The organism is Cyclobacteriaceae bacterium (assembly GCA_013141055.1).
Classification (GTDB): domain Bacteria; phylum Bacteroidota; class Bacteroidia; order Cytophagales; family Cyclobacteriaceae; genus ELB16-189.
The window spans coordinates 323,675-341,978 of sequence record JABFRS010000002.1 but is presented as its reverse complement, the minus strand read 5'-3'; the positions used below and the strand labels follow the sequence as shown (position 1 = coordinate 341,978).

The window sequence follows — 18,304 nt, the reverse complement described above, 5'->3', positions numbered from 1 at the left end:
ATTAAACAAAAATCTCAAATTAGAAAACTATGCAGTCGAAGCAAATAACATTCAAGGCACTATTGTTCTTCTTGGTCATCTTTATTTCTGCCACACAGAATGTAAAAGCTCAGAAAAGTCTGACAGGCGAATGGAAAATGGACTGGCAGAAGATCTACGTCGCGATGACTCAACCGGAAAAGCAGCGATTTGACAAGATGCCTCAGCAGATGAAGAATGACATCTCCAGCAACTACTCCTCCAAACAATTTCATTTCAAACAGGATAATATAATAGAGGTGCGCTGGCAGGGGAGGTCAGGTGAAAAGATCCAGACAGGCACGTGGGAACTCTACGGAAGTGTGGTGACCATCACCATCGATGAGGTTCCAAAGCAGTATACCATGAGCCGCCATAATAATGTGCTCACCCTTGAGATTCAGGAAAAAATGGAAACTGCTTTGGTTTCGAAACTTGTGTTCGTCAGAAAATAAAAAGTTGCTCATGAAAACTACTGGCTTTTTGATTTTATTGGTACTATTAAGTGTAGTAACTGCGCAAGCAGGAGTTGCAACGATCGACGGGCCAACAACGGTAACCGTCGGTGCCAATAATGTTTACACCGCTTCCATGGAGGTGTTCCCGTCCGGCGACGAATATTACTGGAGTGGTGGAGAAATTCAAATCAGTAGTGCGTCTTCTGCAACCGTTAAATTCTATGCCTCCGGTGGTCTCTTTTACAGCCTTTCCACATTTGATAATTACTATTCCGGCTACCTTGAGATCACCATAGATGTTCCTACACCCACCGCCAGTGGTGTTGGCTACACCTATAATTGCGGCAGTACTACAGTATCACGCACCACTAATCCGGGATCAAACTTCAGATGGTATTGGCAGACGTCGTCCACCGGAACTTCAACAGCGTTGGGTTATGCATCATCAGTAGCCATTACTTCTCCCGGCCCATTATACCTCCGCGCCAGATGTATTTATGATGACTACACCTGGAGCTCAGCACAAACTATTGGCGGAACGGTTACAATAGCCGGATCGGTAACGAGCGCCGGGACCATTGGTGGTGGATCCGCAAATGTCTGGAGCGGAACGGCGCCTGCACAGTTTACCAATAGTACATTGCCTGGCACCACTACCGGAACAGATTATACATTTCAATGGCAGAGTATGCCCAGTGGTGGTTCGTGGACAAACATATCAGGTGCCACAAGTTCAAGTTACCAGGCAGGCAACCTTACCCTAACGACCAGTTTCAGAAGAAATGTAATTGCGAATTGTGATGCCAGTGTGTTGTCCACTTCGTCGTCTACTGTTACTGTTATTACTTTATCTGTGACCTGTAGTTCGACCCCCACAGTTTCAATTGGCTCTTCCGTCACCCTTCAAAGTAATCCAGGCTCTCTTGCTTCCATACAATGGATCAAAGATGCAATGGATATTACCACGACTAATGGATTTCCATCCAATGCGACTTCCACTACTTATGCTGCTGTCGAACCTGGACTATATCAGTTTCGTGCAACCTATTCCGGAATAGGAACCTCCGCAACATCACCTTCCTTCCGTGTTTATGGTCTTGGGGAGAATGAGGATGTAACGGCTAGTTCGTTAGGAACGATCATCATTAAAAAATCAGGAGTGACCAGTTCCTCCGGTATTTATAGTCTGCAGTCATCCGAGTACGCACAGTCTATTCAGTATGTTGATGGTCTTGGTCGCGGCATTCAAACAATTGCCATTGGACAAAGCCCTTTAATGAAGGACCTTATTCAGCCAGCTGCCTTCGATTCGGTGAGCTCGATAACATATCTTCCTTATGCAGCCACTTCAAAAAATGGCTGGCGACGAACTACTGCGCTGGATGGCGGAAGTGGATACTCAAACAGTGATCAAAAGAATTTTTATGATGGCACGACAGCCGTTGCCGTAAATTCTTCCCCTTTTTCAAAAGCGTTGATTGAGAGCAGCGCTCTTGGACGTGCGACAGAACAAGGATCCTTCGGCACAGCATGGCAGCCCGGCGGAGGTCATTCTGTAACAGCAGCTACGCGCGTGAACAACTCTTCTTTCCAGGTACGTAAATGGACACCCGACGGACCCGATGGATATTACAGCGCGAATACGCTTGCCAGTACGATCGTCAAGGATGAAAATGGAAACAAAACGATTGCATATTCCAATACCTTGGGCCAGAGCATTTTAAAGAGAGTTCAGACCAGCGATATGGCTGACTCTACTACCTGGCTTGAGACCTATTATGTGTATGACATCCGTGGTAATCTGAGATTGCAAGTGCCGCCGTCTGCTTCCGCAGCATTGAATGCTGGTACCTCATGGGATACAACTGCCTTTCGCGACAAGTGGTGCTTTCTTTACCGGTATGATTCAAAGAATCAGCTTGTGATGAAAAAGTCGCCCGGCGCGGCAAGCACTTATTATGTGTACGACCGACTGGGTAGGTTAGTGCTTATTCAGGATGGCAATCTGCGGACCTCGCACAAGTGGCTCTTTGTAAAATACGATTCAAAGTCCCGACCCGTAATGACCGGGTTCTATACCAATACTACTGATACACTATTCTCTGAGATACAAGCCAATGTTGTATCGCCCTTGTATTCAGATGTAAACGATCCGTATTATGAAGAACGCGGCACCACGCTTCACGGATACACCAACCAGAGTTTTCCTACCGCCAATGAACCCGGCGGATCCATCGAGGTGATATCTGTCAATTACTATGATCATTATGATTTTGATTTTAATGGATCGGACGATTATAGCTATACCAGTCAAAGTCTGACCGGTGAAGGAAGTCAGGGCAACAGTTTCGGCTTTCCTACCGGATCCAAAAGACTCATTGTGGGAACAACCGACTGGCTGTATGACTATGTCTTTTATGATAAAATGGGCAGGGCTATCCAGACGAAAAGTAATAACCACGTTTCAGCTACGATCGACAACCTTGTCACCGCAGTGTATAGCTTTGATGGCAAAGTGATACAGAAAAAGACTTATCACAACGCAGGAGGCTCCAACCAGACTACCGTTCTCAATACCTACACGTATGACCATGCAGGAAGAGTGCTCACCATCAAGCAGAAGAACAACTCCGATGCAGAGCAGATCGTGGCTAAGTATAATTATAATGAGTTGGGCCAGCTGGTGGATAAGCAATTGCACAACACGGGCGGTAGCAGTTACCTTCAGAGCGTAGATTTTCGATATAGTATTCGTGGATGGCTGACTTCGATCAATAATTCTCAACTCAGCAATGACGGTACTTTAAATAATGATACGGACGACTACTTTGGTATGGAGCTAGCGTATGAAGGCAGTGCCGGAATGAGCAACACTGCCATGTACAACGGAAACATCAGCGCCCTTAAATGGAAAACATTCGGTGAAGAATCAGGTACTGCCGGACAGCGAAGCTATAAGTATTCGTACGACAAGAGTGACCGGTTGCTGCAGGCTACTTTTCAGGCGTACGGTACCTCCGCGTGGGACAAGCAAGTTAACACGCTCAATGAAGGAATGACCTATGATCACAACGGTAACATCCTTAGCCTTCTTCGGAAGCAGAATGAAAAGGGTCTTAGCGGCACCTCGGTCACTCATGCATCACAGTCCCTGGATGATCTTACCTATACCTATGCCAGCGGCAATCAGTTAAGTAAAGTAGACGATGCTGTATTACCTTCCGTTGGCATTGGCGATTTCAAGGACGGAGCTTCCGAAACCACGGAGTATAATTATAACAGTGACGGAAGTCTTACGGCGGATCAAAACAAAGGAATCGATAGTATAAAATACAATGACCTTGGAAAGGTGGTCAGGGTGAAATTTACCGACGGACATTTCATCACTTACCTCTATGATGCATCGGGCACAAAGCTTACAGTGAAGAACTATAACACCAGCAGCACACTGGTATCCACGACCGATTATGTTGGTACGTTCGTATATCAGAACGGCACACTGGATTTCTTCAGTTCACCGGAAGGACGTGTAGTGAAGAATGCGTCCGGACTGGAGTATCAGTATTCCATTGCTGATCACCAGGGAAATACACGTGTGGTGTTTACGTCTGCGACACCTACTGCCGCTTCCCTTACAGCGACCTTTGAAGGGGATAGCGGCGATGACAGCGATTCGTTTACAGGAGATTTCAGCATCAGCTCGTTCCCATCGGCAAATCATACACCAAGCGGAACGAACGTAGTACCTATGAACCAGTCCACACCGGTAGGACCATCCAAAAGCATGAAAGTTTATCCGGGCGACAAGATTGATCTGGAAGTGTACAGCTATTTTGAAAGCAGCAGCGGATATGGATCCAGCAACGTCAATGCATCGGCGATGATCACGGCGATCGCGGGCGCGTTTGGAGGTGTGAGTGCGGGTGGCGGTGAAAGCGGCCTGATCTATGATGGTATTGATGCGGCGTTGGGAGCCTTCGGAATGGGCAGTAATCCGGGTGACAGCCGGCCGGCGGCATTTCTTAATTATATCCTGATGGATAAGAATTACAAAGTGATGGATATGGGATGGTCTGCTGTGCCGGCGACGGCAAATTTCTCAAAGCAGAAAGTCTCCATTCCGCAGTTTACGGTGAAAGAAGCGGGTTATCTTTTTGCTTACCTTAGCTATGAGAACCCGAGCAACAACTACGTGTACTTCGACGACTTCAAGATAACGCATACACCGACGAACATCGTGCAGTCAAATGAATATTACCCATTTGGGTTGCAGGCGGCAAGAAGCTGGACACGATCAAACACCTCCAATAATTTCTTATACAATGGAGGTACGGAATCCAACCCGGTTTCAGGTCTTTATGATCTTACTTATAGAAATTATGATCCCGGGCTGGCAAGGATGAACCAGATGGATCCTATGGCGCATAAGTACAGCAGCATTAGTTCATACAATTATTCTTTTAACAATCCTGTATTAATGAATGATCCTAATGGCTCGGATCCATATGAGTCAGTGTATTCATACATTCAGGCGCAGTGGGCTTCGAACCGAAATCTTCTATTTATGGAAACATTGGTTGCAGACAGCGGTGGAGGTGGAGGAGAAGGTGGGGACGGCCCTGTGGTTCGTGTTTATTCAGGAGTTGAGGCTTTTGCTGCTGCTGCTGCGTACGTGACGAAATTCAATGGATGGGGTGCCGAGGGTGTTGCTGGAAGTCTGGACGAAGCAATAGCAAAATATAATGCTATGAATAATAGTTCTGTTGGAGGCTATGGCAACTTGTTATTTTTCTCACAACTGAGTCATGATGGTGATGGAGGTTTGATTGGGGAAACTGTTGTATTCGATTTAAATGATTTTATAAAACAAACACAGGGGAATGAGCCACCATCATTTGGGTTCAGCCAGGGATCAGATTCATGGAACACTTTATCGAACTATATGACTGGCATCGGCATGGCAGTCGATGGTGCAGCCTTTAGTTTAGGAAGAGCACTTGATAAGCGTCTTGCCTACGAGTTCACAAAGACTGGCTACCAAGGCTTCAGCGTGAAAACGCCATCGATGAATTTCAGGACACCGTTTGGCGCAGTGAGGGCTTCCACAGGATTTGTTAAAGGTGCAGCAAATACTTTGAAAGTAGGTGGTGCAGTCCTTGGAGTTATTGGTGTCGGTATGACCGGGTATGAGATTTATACAGGTCAGAAAAGTTTGATTGGTGAAGGCGGATTGGATTTGTTTATGGGAGGCGTTGCCTTTTATCCTGTTGTTGGATGGGGCGTGTCGGGAGCTTACTTTGTTGGCAAGTGGGCACTGGAGGCAAGCGGAAATGATTTTTGGAACAAACCTTAAAGTGCATGACTTGGTATTTTTATCTCAACTACAGAATTTATAGTTACTACAGTAGAAAGAGGGACAATATGCCTCAACTGTTCTCCTTTTTAGGAACAATGGTACTGGCAAGTTTTAATGTTTTTTCAATACTGGGCACATCTGGTTTTTTTATCAGCTCCGTACATGATCTTATATTTAAAGCCAGTAAGTATTCGATCTTGATTCTTTATGCCGTAATCGGATCATTTAATTACTTATCCCTATACCGAAATAAATATTACGAAGAAGTGTTCAATGATTTTGATAAGCACGGAGAGAAGTACAAGGGATGGAACTTCTCGATAAAGCTTTACATCATATTGTCGATTGCTTTTATGCTCGGCACATTGGTGATAGCCGACCTTCGAAATCACGGACGTATCTAAACGTTGATTCATGAAAAAATAAAAACCGGATTGCTCCGGTTTTTATTTTTTAAGCATAAGCCTGTTTAGCTTTAGCATCGCGCAGGAGCGAGTCGAGGACTTTGTAAATTACCTTACGTTCATCCTCTGGGAGCTTCTCAATATCTTCAATGCGCTGGAGTGTTTTTTTATCGATCATTTTAAGTTCAGCATCACCGACAAGGCAGTCGAGTGAAACATCAAGGGCATCGGCCAGTTTTTTAGCTGTCTCGATAGAGAGCTTCATCTCATCACGTTAATACTTGCCAATGATATCCCCGGAAATGCCGGAGAGCTTTCCCAGTTCCTGCTGGGAAGCCTTCTTCTGTTTTCTGCAGTACACCAGCTTCTCTCCAAAAGTCATAATCATTCAGTTTTAAGGGGTAAAAGCCTGACGGATATCGCCTGTGCGAACTGGTTAGTGAAAGAAAGCTTGCTTAGAAAGAGTGATGAACTGAGCGGAGAGTTGAGAGAATTTTTTGAACGCTTGAAAATCAATACCAAGAAAGAGCAAAGCTTTTACGCCAAGCAGATCAGTGAAAAATTTAGAAGGAACCCTATGAGAGTGAACCGGTATTTACGAGCGCTTGAACCCCCCCGCTAGTCCGAATATACTTTATCAAGTGTAGCCGCTGGTCGGGATGTGTAATCCCGACCTTCTCATTGAATACATTGTCCCCGAACCACGGATCTGTGATCCGCCCAATCTTTACTTTATCTGCGCTCGGCGTGAGTTGATAGGTAGTCGGATAAACCTGATCTCACTTTGCCTGTTTTGGTGATAATATTAACAATGGCGAGGTTGATGAAGATTTGTTATATTGAATAGTTGGTTTCGAATGCCGGGCGCGTTAGACTTTAAGATTAGGATGGATTACCTGCCTACCGGACAGGCAGGCAAATCCTCAAGCAAATTGAGATTGGGTTTATGTAGAGGTCAGGATTGCAAATCCTGACCAGCGATCCCAAGTGATTCAGATAATTGCAAAAGGTTGACATATCCGGACTAACGGGAATTGCAATTTATGGTAATACGAAAAGTTCCCAAAGGCTAGGAACTTTATATATTAAGGATATTTATGTTTATCAAACAATAAAAGATTGGATTAGAGGAAAATAAAGAAATCATGAAAAATAAATTAATAAGTTTTTTAGTCATTATTTTATTATTCGGGTGTAACAATACGGAAAAACCTCACTATGATAAGGTGGATATTTCAGGAATATGGTTCATAGTAACAAACGATTCGATTTATGATGAAGCTATTATTACTAAAAGTACTTATTGGGCGTACTCAGACGCTCTAGGCGAAATTGAAAGAGATTTTAAGGTTGAAAAGGATAGTTTTATATTCTTTAATTCTAATGGCCATTTATTAATTAATTACAAATTTGAATGGAAGGATAAAAATGAATTTTTTATTGAGAACTCTTTTTCAAGGTCTGATTATTATCGTTTGGATATTTCATTGGATACGACAGGTTTAATTCGTGGGGGTAATGATTCTTTACTCGATACATACGTCTCAAGATTTCGGGAACGTGAAATGAAATGGAGGAATGAACATAAATATAATTATATTATTAAGGAAAGTCATTAATGATCCAGCTAGTCAGGATATCCTTTCCAGCTAGTCCCGCTAGTCCGGATATACTTTATCAAGTGAGATCGCTGGTCGGGTTCCCGCTAGTCCGAATATACTTTATCAAGTGTAGCAGCTGGTCGGGATGTGTAATCCCGACCTTCTCATTGAATACATTGTCCCCGAACCACGGATCTGTGATCCGCCCAATCTTTACTTTATCAGCGCTCGGTGTGAGTTGATAGGTAGTCGGATAAACCTGATCTCCACTTTGCCTGTTTTGGTGATAATATTAACAATGGCGAGGTTGATGAAGATTTGTTATATTGAATAGTTGGTTTCGAATGCCTGGCACGTTAGACTTTAAGATTAGGATGGATTACCTGCCTACCGGACAGGCAGGCAAATCCTCAAGCAAATTGAGATTGGGTTTATGTAGAGGTCAGGATTGCAAATCCTGACCAGCGATCCCAGCGATTCAGATAATTGCAAAAGGTTGACATATCCGGACCAGCTGGGTGTAAAGTCTGAAATGAAAGGTGAGCTTAGCAGGGACAAAGGCTTAGTAGGTAAATTAGGAGCAGAGGGAGCTGCAATTACAGCTGAGGCTAAAGTTCAAATCGGTAGTGAAAAAAACAACTTAAATGGTGGGATAAAATTAGACGGTGGTGCGTTCAAAGCAGATGCAAACATTGCGTTAAATAAAGGTCTTGAAGTTGGCCTAAATGCAGGTGCCTTTGCTGGTAAAGTTGAAGGAAAGGGTGGTGTTAGTTTGTTTGGAATAGGATTAGAAGTAAAAGCAGTGGTAACAGGCGGATCTGCTCACATTGGAGGATCTGTCCAGGCAAATTCACAAGGACTCGGATTACAGGCAAATGTCGGATTAGTTGTTGGAGGTGGTCTAAGCATACAAATTACTTACTAATATTCAATGGATAAAATACTTGCAGGTTTAGTTTTGATCACCCTCAATATGGGGTTGTACTTAATCTTTGTTTTAAGGGATCGACTGAAAATCTCTAGGAACTTCATTCTATCGTTCTACTTGTTCTTTCTAATTGTAGCTATAGCTTCTTGGATAAACAAGGGACTAAACTTGGAGTTGGTGCAGTCGTCAATATATTTATTGATAGCCCATCTGCTTGTTTTGCTTTTTTTTAAATTCCTTTTGCCAATGGTTTTCCGTAATCTTTCTTACCAAGAAATACTCAAGGGATTTTTTAATTACATTTTGTTGTCTGTCGCAACGTTAGCAACAACGGTATGGCAAATATTTTTGCTGTTTGAAGGCGTGTAGTTTATTTTTCTATTAGCTGATATACTAGTTTGGATGCCTCTTCCAATTCATCTGGAATTTTATCATCGAAGCTGAAATTTTGCAGTCGCCACTGACCGTTACCGCTTGGACTGTAGAAAAGAAAATTGAATCGTATGGGCTGCCTGTCATATTTCAATAGAAAGGTATAGTATGTGAGCTTATCCCCAACTGTTTTTTTGGTAATCTGCTCATAGCCAAAATAATCCCCCATTGCCTTCACCACAGTACTATTGATTTTGAATTTTACATTTTCAATTTGATCCTTGGAGTTATTCATCCTATCCCATCCAAATTTGCATTTCTACCTTTGCTGATTGGGTTGGGTATATTTAATTGGTATAAATATGAACGGAATTTTGATGAAGAAAATCTTGAGAGAAAACTGAAAGAGGAAAGTGTAGATAAGAGGACACGAAATGGTTGGCTGATAGGAATATATTTACTGGTGTCACTTCTTTTTCCAGTGACATTAGGGGTATTAGAGCACAATCTGAAATTGATCTAAGTTTATTTGAGAAGAAAGAGAGAAGCCCGGGTTGTTCCGGGCTTTTATATTTTTAAGCGTACGCTTTACGTGTTTTAGTATCTCTTAGAAAGGCATCGAGAAAAGAGAATACCGTTTTTTGTTCATCCGCGCTGAGCTTCTGAATCTCCATAATCCGTTTTGTGATCTTGCTGTCTAACAGCACATCGGTTTTACCTACCAGGTAATCGAGCGATATATCCAATAGTTCAGCCATCTTGGCGGCTGCTTCAATAGAGGGCTTCATCTCATCGCGCTCGTATCGTCCAATGGCCGGGCCTTTTGTTCCCAAGTGCTTTGCGAGCTCATCCTGGGAGATACCTTTCCGTTTCCTTGCTTCTAAAAGCCTTGTTGCAGCTGGTCGGGATGTGTAATCCCGACCTTCTCATTGAATACATTGTCCCCGAACCACGGATCTGTGATCCGCCCAATCTTTACTTTATCTGCGCTCGGCGTGAGTTGATAGGTAGTCGGATAAACCTGATCTCCACTTTGCCTGTTTTGGTGATAATATTAACAATGGCGAGGTTGATGAAGATTTGTTATATTGAATAGTTGGTTTCGAATGCCGGGCACGTTAGACTTTAAGATTAGGATGAATTACAAATCCTCAAGCAAATTGAGATTGTCTTTTAAGGAGGGTAGGGATTGCAAATCCCGACCAGCGATCCCAGGTGATTCAGATAATTGCAAAAGATTGACATATCCGGACCAGCTGGGAGTATTATCGTCTGGAAATGCTACCCAAAGCGAATATCAGAAAGGAGGGTTTCATCAACTTTATGAAGCCAAGAATAACCCATACTTCATTAAAGTCATGCAATCAAGGTTCAGTTCAGAAAAGCCCAAAGAAACATACGGCAAGAATTAAAGCATTTTTAAATATTATTTTGGAATGAGAAAGAGATACGCATTTGTTTTGCTTTTTATTTTGTCAAATTGTGCTGACCAGGAACCGGTACGGCTTTTGGAAAAATCTATTTCAGATCCCTACTACTCTTCTTTTTACGACAAGCAGATCAAACTCTTAATTAAAAGAACGCAGTCTAATACCTATGATACGACACGATTTGATGTGCGTGGAAATATTGTTGAGACAAGGAGCATTTTTGGTTTTGAGAAGATAGAGTATGATGGTAATCATTTTGCCACAAGATATCAAAGCTATAATGATCTTTTAGAGCATTATCAGATTTCATACGATACGAACTTAAATATTCTGATTCAAAAATGGAGCGCTGTTAAGAAATTTGATTTAGATAGAAATGTAGTAGATGTCGATCAAAAACGTTCCTTTTTTGCAGTTTTCATATTCGACAATAGGAACGTATTGCTGAAGGAAATCAATTTAAGGAATAGTTACATCGATAGTTATGGATATGAGGGTAAGTTGCTTGTAAAGCGTACTAGGTTTGATCTCGTAACCGAAAGTCTTATGAAAAATTGGTCATACTATTATGAGGGAGGAGTGATAAAAAAAATTGAAGAGCGTTATAACGGTGGTGGCGAAAATTTACTTGACCACGTACTTTATTTTAATAATGGTAGGTTAGATTCAGCTAAGATTCTTTCTGATAAGGGCACGGTCACCGAAACAGAGTTCTTTGATTACGAATATTATTAAGCCGCGAAGGCTTTTTAGTTGTGATATACTTTATCTGTTTTCTCCATTTCCAAAACCTAAGTAATTGAGAATGAGGCAGCATGATCCAGGCTCTGTCTGACTAATGGATGGTACTTAGGCCCTGAAGAGAATGAAATGATTGCTCTCCAAGCAACGGTGGTAGTATTTTTTACCTCGTGCGATACTTTATCTGCTGAAAACATGCTTACGTTGCCATGGAACCTGCATTAAAGCAGGTCGTCAAAAGAATGGAATTCAAAAACTTTACTGCAAAGCGTGCAGGAAATACAGTCAGCCTTTTTATACAAGTGCGGCCTTGTAATCCTTTCTTAATATTCACTTTAACATCATTCTATCATGGTAAGATCTTCATGAAAACGGTTCATGAAGATTTGCTATATTGAATAGTGAAGCTCTTGAGTTCAGAGCGCAGTTAATGTTAAGATATGGTATGGATTAAAAATCTTCCTTCGTTGGGAGATGGTGTTTCAGGTGAGGCCCGGATTGCAAATCCGGTCCAGCGATCTTACGAGATGCGCTCTGCATCGTTTGACTGCCTGAAACATAATCTATAACATGAACCGTGAATGTTCTCCGACAGCCGTGGCGGGTGGGCGTCCACGAATGGCGCGGCGTAAGGCGATGCACCAAATGATCAGAATAAGAGCAAAACTATCAGAGACGCGCAGCATTCGTGGGGCCTTTTCTTTTGCCTTACTTTTCTTTGGGCAAGCAAAGAAAAGTAAGAAGAGTTAATGGAGGATACTCTCAAATCTGAAAGAATGCTTGCTTTTCGCTAGTATTAAGAACAGGCCGCTCCTCTGGAGCTTGGTACACCCCACATAAATTTCATACTACAAACAGGACGCCCTTACCAGGGCTTCGGAATCTGTTTGACTATAAACGAATAAGTAACTATTTGACAATGTGGTGTTATCACAATTATGGAGATTTTACAAGTTTGAATAAGCCCCGCTAGGGGCGACCTGTTTGTAGAAATTTATTGTTAAGTATTTTGGATAAGCTCCGTAGGAGCGGCCTGTTTTTAATTCTCCAATGTACTGTGCTCTGTATAGGTTGAGAGTGACTGAAACATAATCTATAACATGAACTGTGAATGTTCCCCGACAGCCGTGGCGGGCGGGCGTCCACGAATGGCGCGGCGTTAGAGTTGCGAGCAACCACGAAGCATGCGCAGAAGTAGCGGGATATGTAACATGGTTGATATTGTATCGCTGCCCGTCCGGATGACAGGTCGGACAAGCGCATTGCTTTGTGGGGGCAAGCAAAGAAAAGTAAGAAGAGTTATTGGAGGGTACTTTTAATCTGAAAGAATGGCTTGCTTTTCGCTTGTATTAAGAACAGGCCGCTCCTCTGGAGCTTGGTACACTCCACATAAATTTCATACTACAAACAGGACGCCCTTACCAGGGCTTCGGAATCTGTTTGACTATAAACGAATAAGTAACTATTTGACAATGTGTTATCAAAATTATGGAGATTTTACAAGTTTGAATAAGCCCCGTTAGGGGCGACCTGTTTGTAGAAATTTATTGTTAAGTATTTTGGATAAGCTCCGTAGGAGCGGCCTGTTTTTAATTCTCCAATGTACTGTGCTCTGTATAGGTTGAGAGTGACTGAAACATAATCTATAACATGAACCGTGAATGTTCCCCGACAGTCGTGGCGGGTGGGCGTCCACGAATGGCGCGGCGTTAGAGTTGCGAGCAACCACGAAGCATGCGCAGAAGTAGCGGGATATGTAACATGGTTGATATTGTATCGCTGCCCGTCCGGATGACAGGTCGGACAAGCGCATTGCTTTGTGGGGGCAAGCAAAGAAAAGTAAGAAGAGTTAATGGAGGGTACTTTTAATCTGAAAGAATACTTGCTTTTTCGCTTGTATTAAGAACAGGCCGCTCCTCTGGAGCTTGGTACACTCCACATAAATTTCATACTACAAACAGGACGCCCTTACCAGGGCTTCGGAATCCATTTGACTATAAACGAATAAGTAACTATTTGACAATGTGGTGTTATCACAATTATGGAGATTTTACAAGTTTGAATAAGCCCCGTTAGGGGCGACCTGTTTGTAGAAATTTATTGTTAAGTATTTTGGATAAGCTCCGTAGGAGCGGCCTGTTTTTAATTCTCCAATGTACTGTGCTCTGTATAGGTTGAGAGTGACTGAAACATAATCTATAACATAAACCGTGAATGTTTCCCGACAGCCGTGGCGGGTGGGCGTCCACGAATGGCGCGGGGTTAGAGTGGCGAGCAAAAGAAAAGTAAGAAAAGTTTAATGGAGGGTACTCTCAATCCGATAGAGAAAGTGTTGATAAATGGATCTGGATTTTTTAAACTAAATACCATATTTCTTCATTTAAACTGAAATGGTATTATGGATTCTTGTTAACGATTAAGCGGCACGCGGCGAAGCCGTCGCGCCAAGGATACTTGATATAGTTTGCTACGGCACGCGCTATGAAGCAGATGCGCGCCCTCGCGCCGGAAGTACGGTGTACTAATAACTCAATATCAACCTTCCCAAATGATATCCCGCATACACCGCCCAGCCGCAGGCCAGCGCTGATGCAATGCATACTTGTATAATGAAGATCGCGCGACGATAAATTCTTGCCTCGCTGACTTCATCCATGCTCAATGCTGCGATGCCAGTGGTTTTGTTGTTCGTCATCATTGACACTTGTCTGCGACGTCTGAAAATTCCAAACGCAATGTACATCAGCAAGCCAGAGGATAGATAGGTCGCTAAGCCTGGCCATGATGAATCAGAAAGATCTGTATCCACTAAATCTTCATGATCATCTATCTCCATATTTTCAGCAGTGTATGTTGAACTTGCATCTGATCTGCGACCAAACGCACTCGTTATGCTTCCGAAGAATGCCGCGATCGCAAGGAACGGCGCTCCCAAGTGATCTATAATTTTTTGCACCTGCTTCGGTGTATAGAAATGCCCCACTCGTTTTCCTATGTCCGACTGTATAGGCTTGAGCCATCTCCTTAATGTCCACATGGAAGTATGATAACAGTCCGCAAGTTGCTGCATCGTGTAAGCCTTCACCTTGAATTCATCTTCGTTCTTCATAAGAGATCAATCGTTTATGAAATTTCCACTAAGAAAATTTAACAGTTTTTTTGAAATCATTCAACAGGACGCAATGAAAAAATTTTTGTCCCTTCGATTTCTACATCAATCAACATGCAATAGGCCAACAATCTGAATAGAGACCGGATAGAGTCTGAATAGAATCCGGCTTGACTCCGAATAGAATCCGGGTAAGCATCGGCAAGGATCAGAGAGGAATAGGAGAGTCGAAGGGCAATGATCCGGGATGGATCAGAGAAACATCAGAGAAGAATCCGGGAGCGATCCGAGGTGAATCAGAGAATCATCAGAGAAAGCAGCGTTTTTATCCGAGAATCATCAGAGAGCGATCAGAGAAACATCAGAGAATGCATGCAATGGTAGCTGAAAAGTACGAGTAAGGTCCGAAGAACGTAGCTGAAATACCTCTTAAAACCCTAAAATTGGGCTAAAAACAAAGAAAAGGAGATGTGGATTTGGAGGTAAGGAGTTAAAAATAGCGTTTTTAAGTTGGTTTGGTGGTTTTTTGGGGAACGTCTGGTTTGGTCTCCAGTTTAATCCAGGTCTATAAGCCTAAAACGGAACCATATAGCACTAAAAAAGGCTATATGGCGTGGCCTGATAGCACTAAAAGGCTATATGGCAGGGACAGGGTTTTATAGCTACGGTGATGGTACTAAAAAACTATCTGTTTTTGGGGCGTTTGTTGCCCGCTTCCGGACGAGGCGATCAGTTTCCTAACAGTTCTTAACAGTTCCTTACAGTTTCTAACAGTTTCTAACAGTTTCTAACAGTTTCTAACAGTTCCTAACAGTTCCTAACAGTTTCTAACAGATCGTAACAGTTTCTAACAGTTCCTTACAGTTTCTAACAGATCGTGAGTATTCGTGTAGTTTCGTAACAGTTCTTAACAGTTTGTAACAGTTCGTTACAATCGCCCTCCACCACCATTTCATATTTGACCCAAGCACGAACTCACAGATCGTTGATGCTGATTTCATGTTTGCCGTTGGCGCGCCTCTCAGGTATGCTAGCTATCCTGGAGATATCACCGGCACAGTTGCATCATCATCAGCAGATCTCATGAGTATCGTGTGAGACCAAACAAAAAATTGTTATGAGTACACTGAAAGATCAAACCGAATTGGGTGGTGTGTTCGGCGAAAGCGTCTCCGCGCGAAAAGTAAACGGCCGACTGATTTTTAAGAACCGTCCCAAACGCAAAGCCGCCAAAGCCGTCGGTTTAGCAGCAACGAACCAGGAGAAATTCCAGGAAGCGACCATCTATGCCAGCAACCTCACCGATGAATCAAAGGAGATCTACTCCTCTGGTGTCAAAGGAAAAATGCGCAGTGCCTTCGTCGTTGCAGTAAGCGACTACCTCAATGCACCGCGTGTGGGTCCTATCTACACCAGCAAATACAAAGGTGCCGTTGAAGATGCCATCGTCGTCAAAGCCAAGGATGACTTCATGGTCACCAGCGTGACGGTCATCATCACGGACGCCGCCGGCAATGAGCTCGAGCAGGGTGAAGCTGTACAGAATCTGCAGAAAATTTTCATGTGGACTTACGAGGCTACGGTAGCCAATCCATCACTGCCTGGAACAAAGATCACTGCCATCGCCTTCGATCGCGCCGGCAACAGCACAGAGTTTGAAAAAGTGTTGTAACGGTTATCGCTGACTTGTTGACCAAGCCAGTATAGTGAACAGAAGTCCCTCTCACAAGGGAGGGACTTCTTAAAATCTCTTTCCACACAAATAAAAATCTTATGAAAGGATCAATCGATAGTCAACAGCTTCCATGGATACTCAATGCACTCATGAGAATCTCACATTTATTAAGTACAAATCATCCGAAGTCAAGTGGTAAGAAACCTTTTGCTGCATCACAGCAGGCAAATCGTGATCGGTTTACCAATGCAATCCGCTATGCCCAAATGCAAATCGCGAAAGACGATCGGAGAGCGCTCTATGAAACAGGCATCACTAGAAAGAAGACCACTGCTTATAAGGTGGCGATGTGTGATGCACTCACTGCGCCTCAGGTGCGGGGCATCGACACCCGTTTCTATAGCGGTTTGATTCATGATCTTATCTCTATCCGGGCAATCGATGACTTCAGGGTAGCGCGTGTAGTCGTGAGCATCACCACCGGCAATGGCCGCGAGCTTGAGCATGGAGATGCCGTGAAAGATAATGCGCCTTCTCAATTATGGAGATATTCTGTGCGCAAGCAAAACAGATCGTTGCCAGGCACCATCATTACCGTCACGGCATTCGACCATCCCGGCAATCAACAGACCGCGGAGAAAGTAGTGGGGCAGGAGGAGCAGACAAACTATGCACCCGTCTACTTTTCAAAGTCAGCACGATTCTCAAATAAACATTATCACCAAAAAAGATAAATCAACATGAGCACTTATAAATGGCTACTGGATGCCGGCCACGGAGGCATGACCAAAGAGGGACTGTACACAACATCGCCCGCAAAGATGCACGTGTTTGACGATGGTCTCACGTTCTATGAAGGTGTCAACAACCGCGCGATCATGGACCTTCTGATTGAATCGTTGACGCAATGTAAGTTTGATTATGAACTGGTATATGATGCTGTAAAAGACACGCCCCTCAGTAAAAGAGTTTCAACAGCCAACAAGATCCAGGCATCAACTGATCAGCGCTGCATCTATCTCTCCATCCATAGTGATGCGATGCCGGAAGGAAAGCATGGTAAAGGTTCGGGAGTCTCCATCTACACGTCGAAGGGACAAACCAAAAGCGATATCATCGCTGATATCTTTGCTGACTTCTATACGGATTATTTTGACCAGTTCAAATTCCGTCAGGACCGTACCGATGGTGACGCAGATAAAGAAGAAGATTTTTATGTGCTGAGGAAAACCAATTGTCCTGCGATCCTCATTGAAAACCTGTTCTTCGACAACCGCAGGGAAGCAGAGTTCCTGTTGAGCGATGCAGGTCGCGCTAAGATCGCCGAGATACTGTTCCTGTCCATCAGCTATACCGAGCACACCAAGCCGATATAAGATCCGACAGGAGATTCAATCACCATCAAATTGAAAAATTATGAAACCACTAAAAGAAACGGACATAGGAAAATTTCTTTCAGGCAAAGGACTTGACCACCTGCTCCAGGGAATAGGAGACATGATACCGGGCATCCGCACGCTCGAGCGATTGAAAGATGTTGTGCTGGGAAACAACAGCAAGCTCACGGAAGATGACAAGAAGCAGTTTATGGAAATCTATAAGCTCAATCTTGAAGAGCTTGACAAGCGACTCACGGATGTGGCGAATGCCAGGACGCGGGAAAAGGAATTCGTTGCGGCGGCGGGTCACATAGACTGGTTCATGACCGTCTTCGGAATTGTGATACTCGTATGCTTTGTGTATACGGTGGTGATCTCGACGATGGGCACGATCCCGCTCGACATGCGTGAGATATTTATTGAGAGTCGCGCGGCGGTGCGTGATATTGTTCTTGCGATCGCAGCATACTATTGGGGAAGTTCGGCAGGGTCGAGGATGAAGGAGATGAAGAAGGATTTGGGAGGGTGAGGAGAATAGAAGAGGAATTACGGATCCGCGGATAAAAAATGAAATAATCGGATCATTTCACCTCAACCATTTTATGGTTTCAAATTAATTGGAGGTGAAAAACCATTGAAATGGTTACCAATGTTGACATCAATTTTCAACCCCACGGTTAAAACCGTGGGCTGTTTTTATTGGCTATCCAAATCATCCGTGGCAATATGAAAATGTTGCGTACCTACGGCACGCCGGCCCCCTAATCATACCATTTCTACAAAGATTAAGTCCCGCTGGGACCAATACCTACATGCCGCGTTGGTTATATGAT

At 43.5% G+C, this 18,304-nt stretch carries 14 protein-coding genes and 1 pseudogene; 11 read left to right on the top strand and 4 right to left on the bottom strand.

Features of this window, described 5'->3' with window-relative positions; genetic code table 11:
- The first annotated feature begins 29 nt into the window (after positions 1 to 29).
- The 3 genes from HOP08_16050 to HOP08_16040 are packed head-to-tail and all read left to right on the top strand — an operon-like array spanning position 30 to position 6,236.
- Positions 30 to 473 carry a hypothetical protein gene (locus HOP08_16050; protein ID NOT76440.1) on the top strand — a complete coding sequence of 148 codons (444 nt, stop codon included), beginning with the start codon at positions 30 to 32 and terminating at the stop codon, positions 471 to 473.
- A gap of 10 nt (positions 474 to 483) precedes the next feature.
- Positions 484 to 5,829 carry a hypothetical protein gene (locus HOP08_16045; protein ID NOT76439.1) on the top strand — a complete coding sequence of 1,782 codons (5,346 nt, stop codon included), beginning with the start codon at positions 484 to 486 and terminating at the stop codon, positions 5,827 to 5,829.
- A gap of 5 nt (positions 5,830 to 5,834) precedes the next feature.
- Positions 5,835 to 6,236 carry a hypothetical protein gene (locus tag HOP08_16040; GenBank protein NOT76438.1) on the top strand — a complete coding sequence of 134 codons (402 nt, stop codon included), beginning with the start codon at positions 5,835 to 5,837 and terminating at the stop codon, positions 6,234 to 6,236.
- 49 nt (positions 6,237 to 6,285) lie between these two features.
- On the opposite strand, the pseudogene HOP08_16035 reads toward HOP08_16040, so the two are convergent.
- Positions 6,286 to 6,618: pseudogene (locus HOP08_16035) on the bottom strand (helix-turn-helix transcriptional regulator).
- A 763-nt stretch (positions 6,619 to 7,381) separates the two neighbouring features.
- Here HOP08_16035 and HOP08_16030 point away from each other — a divergent pair.
- Together HOP08_16030 and HOP08_16025 are read left to right on the top strand one after the other, a co-directional pair.
- Complete coding sequence (locus HOP08_16030) at positions 7,382 to 7,855, top strand: hypothetical protein (GenBank protein ID NOT76437.1); 474 nt, start codon at positions 7,382 to 7,384, stop codon at positions 7,853 to 7,855.
- Positions 7,856 to 8,369: 514 nt separating this feature from the next.
- On the top strand, positions 8,370 to 8,762 hold the full coding sequence (locus HOP08_16025; GenBank protein NOT76436.1) for a hypothetical protein: 393 nt from the start codon (positions 8,370 to 8,372) through the stop codon (positions 8,760 to 8,762).
- A 373-nt stretch (positions 8,763 to 9,135) separates the two neighbouring features.
- Here HOP08_16025 and HOP08_16020 read toward each other — a convergent pair whose 3' ends face one another.
- On the bottom strand, positions 9,136 to 9,432 hold the full coding sequence (locus HOP08_16020) for a hypothetical protein (protein NOT76435.1): 297 nt from the start codon (positions 9,430 to 9,432) through the stop codon (positions 9,136 to 9,138).
- Between the two features lie 280 nt (positions 9,433 to 9,712).
- Positions 9,713 to 9,997 carry a helix-turn-helix transcriptional regulator gene (locus tag HOP08_16015; protein NOT76434.1) on the bottom strand — a complete coding sequence of 95 codons (285 nt, stop codon included), beginning with the start codon at positions 9,995 to 9,997 and terminating at the stop codon, positions 9,713 to 9,715.
- A 576-nt stretch (positions 9,998 to 10,573) separates the two neighbouring features.
- Between HOP08_16015 and HOP08_16010 the strand changes: the two genes are divergently transcribed.
- The gene (locus HOP08_16010) at positions 10,574 to 11,302 is read left to right on the top strand and encodes a hypothetical protein (GenBank protein NOT76433.1); all 729 of its coding nucleotides are present in this window, start codon (positions 10,574 to 10,576) and stop codon (positions 11,300 to 11,302) included.
- 2,527 nt (positions 11,303 to 13,829) lie between these two features.
- Here HOP08_16010 and HOP08_16005 read toward each other — a convergent pair.
- Positions 13,830 to 14,417: a hypothetical protein gene (locus tag HOP08_16005; GenBank protein NOT76432.1), complete on the bottom strand. Its 588-nt coding sequence runs from the start codon at positions 14,415 to 14,417 to the stop codon at positions 13,830 to 13,832.
- A gap of 170 nt (positions 14,418 to 14,587) precedes the next feature.
- Between HOP08_16005 and HOP08_16000 the strand changes: the two genes are divergently transcribed.
- The 5 genes from HOP08_16000 (at position 14,588) to HOP08_15980 (ending at position 18,000) form a co-directional block, all read left to right on the top strand.
- The gene (locus HOP08_16000; GenBank protein ID NOT76431.1) at positions 14,588 to 14,818 is read left to right on the top strand and encodes a hypothetical protein; all 231 of its coding nucleotides are present in this window, start codon (positions 14,588 to 14,590) and stop codon (positions 14,816 to 14,818) included.
- A 716-nt stretch (positions 14,819 to 15,534) separates the two neighbouring features.
- Positions 15,535 to 16,089, top strand: coding sequence for a hypothetical protein (locus HOP08_15995; protein ID NOT76430.1), 555 nt, complete (start codon positions 15,535 to 15,537; stop codon positions 16,087 to 16,089).
- Positions 16,090 to 16,190: 101 nt separating this feature from the next.
- A complete protein-coding gene (locus tag HOP08_15990) occupies positions 16,191 to 16,826 on the top strand; it encodes a hypothetical protein (GenBank protein NOT76429.1) in 636 nt (211 codons plus the stop codon).
- Positions 16,827 to 16,832: 6 nt separating this feature from the next.
- Positions 16,833 to 17,468: an N-acetylmuramoyl-L-alanine amidase gene (locus HOP08_15985; protein ID NOT76428.1), complete on the top strand. Its 636-nt coding sequence runs from the start codon at positions 16,833 to 16,835 to the stop codon at positions 17,466 to 17,468.
- Positions 17,469 to 17,508: 40 nt separating this feature from the next.
- A complete protein-coding gene (locus HOP08_15980) occupies positions 17,509 to 18,000 on the top strand; it encodes a hypothetical protein (protein ID NOT76427.1) in 492 nt (163 codons plus the stop codon).
- Positions 18,001 to 18,304: the final 304 nt, after the last annotated feature.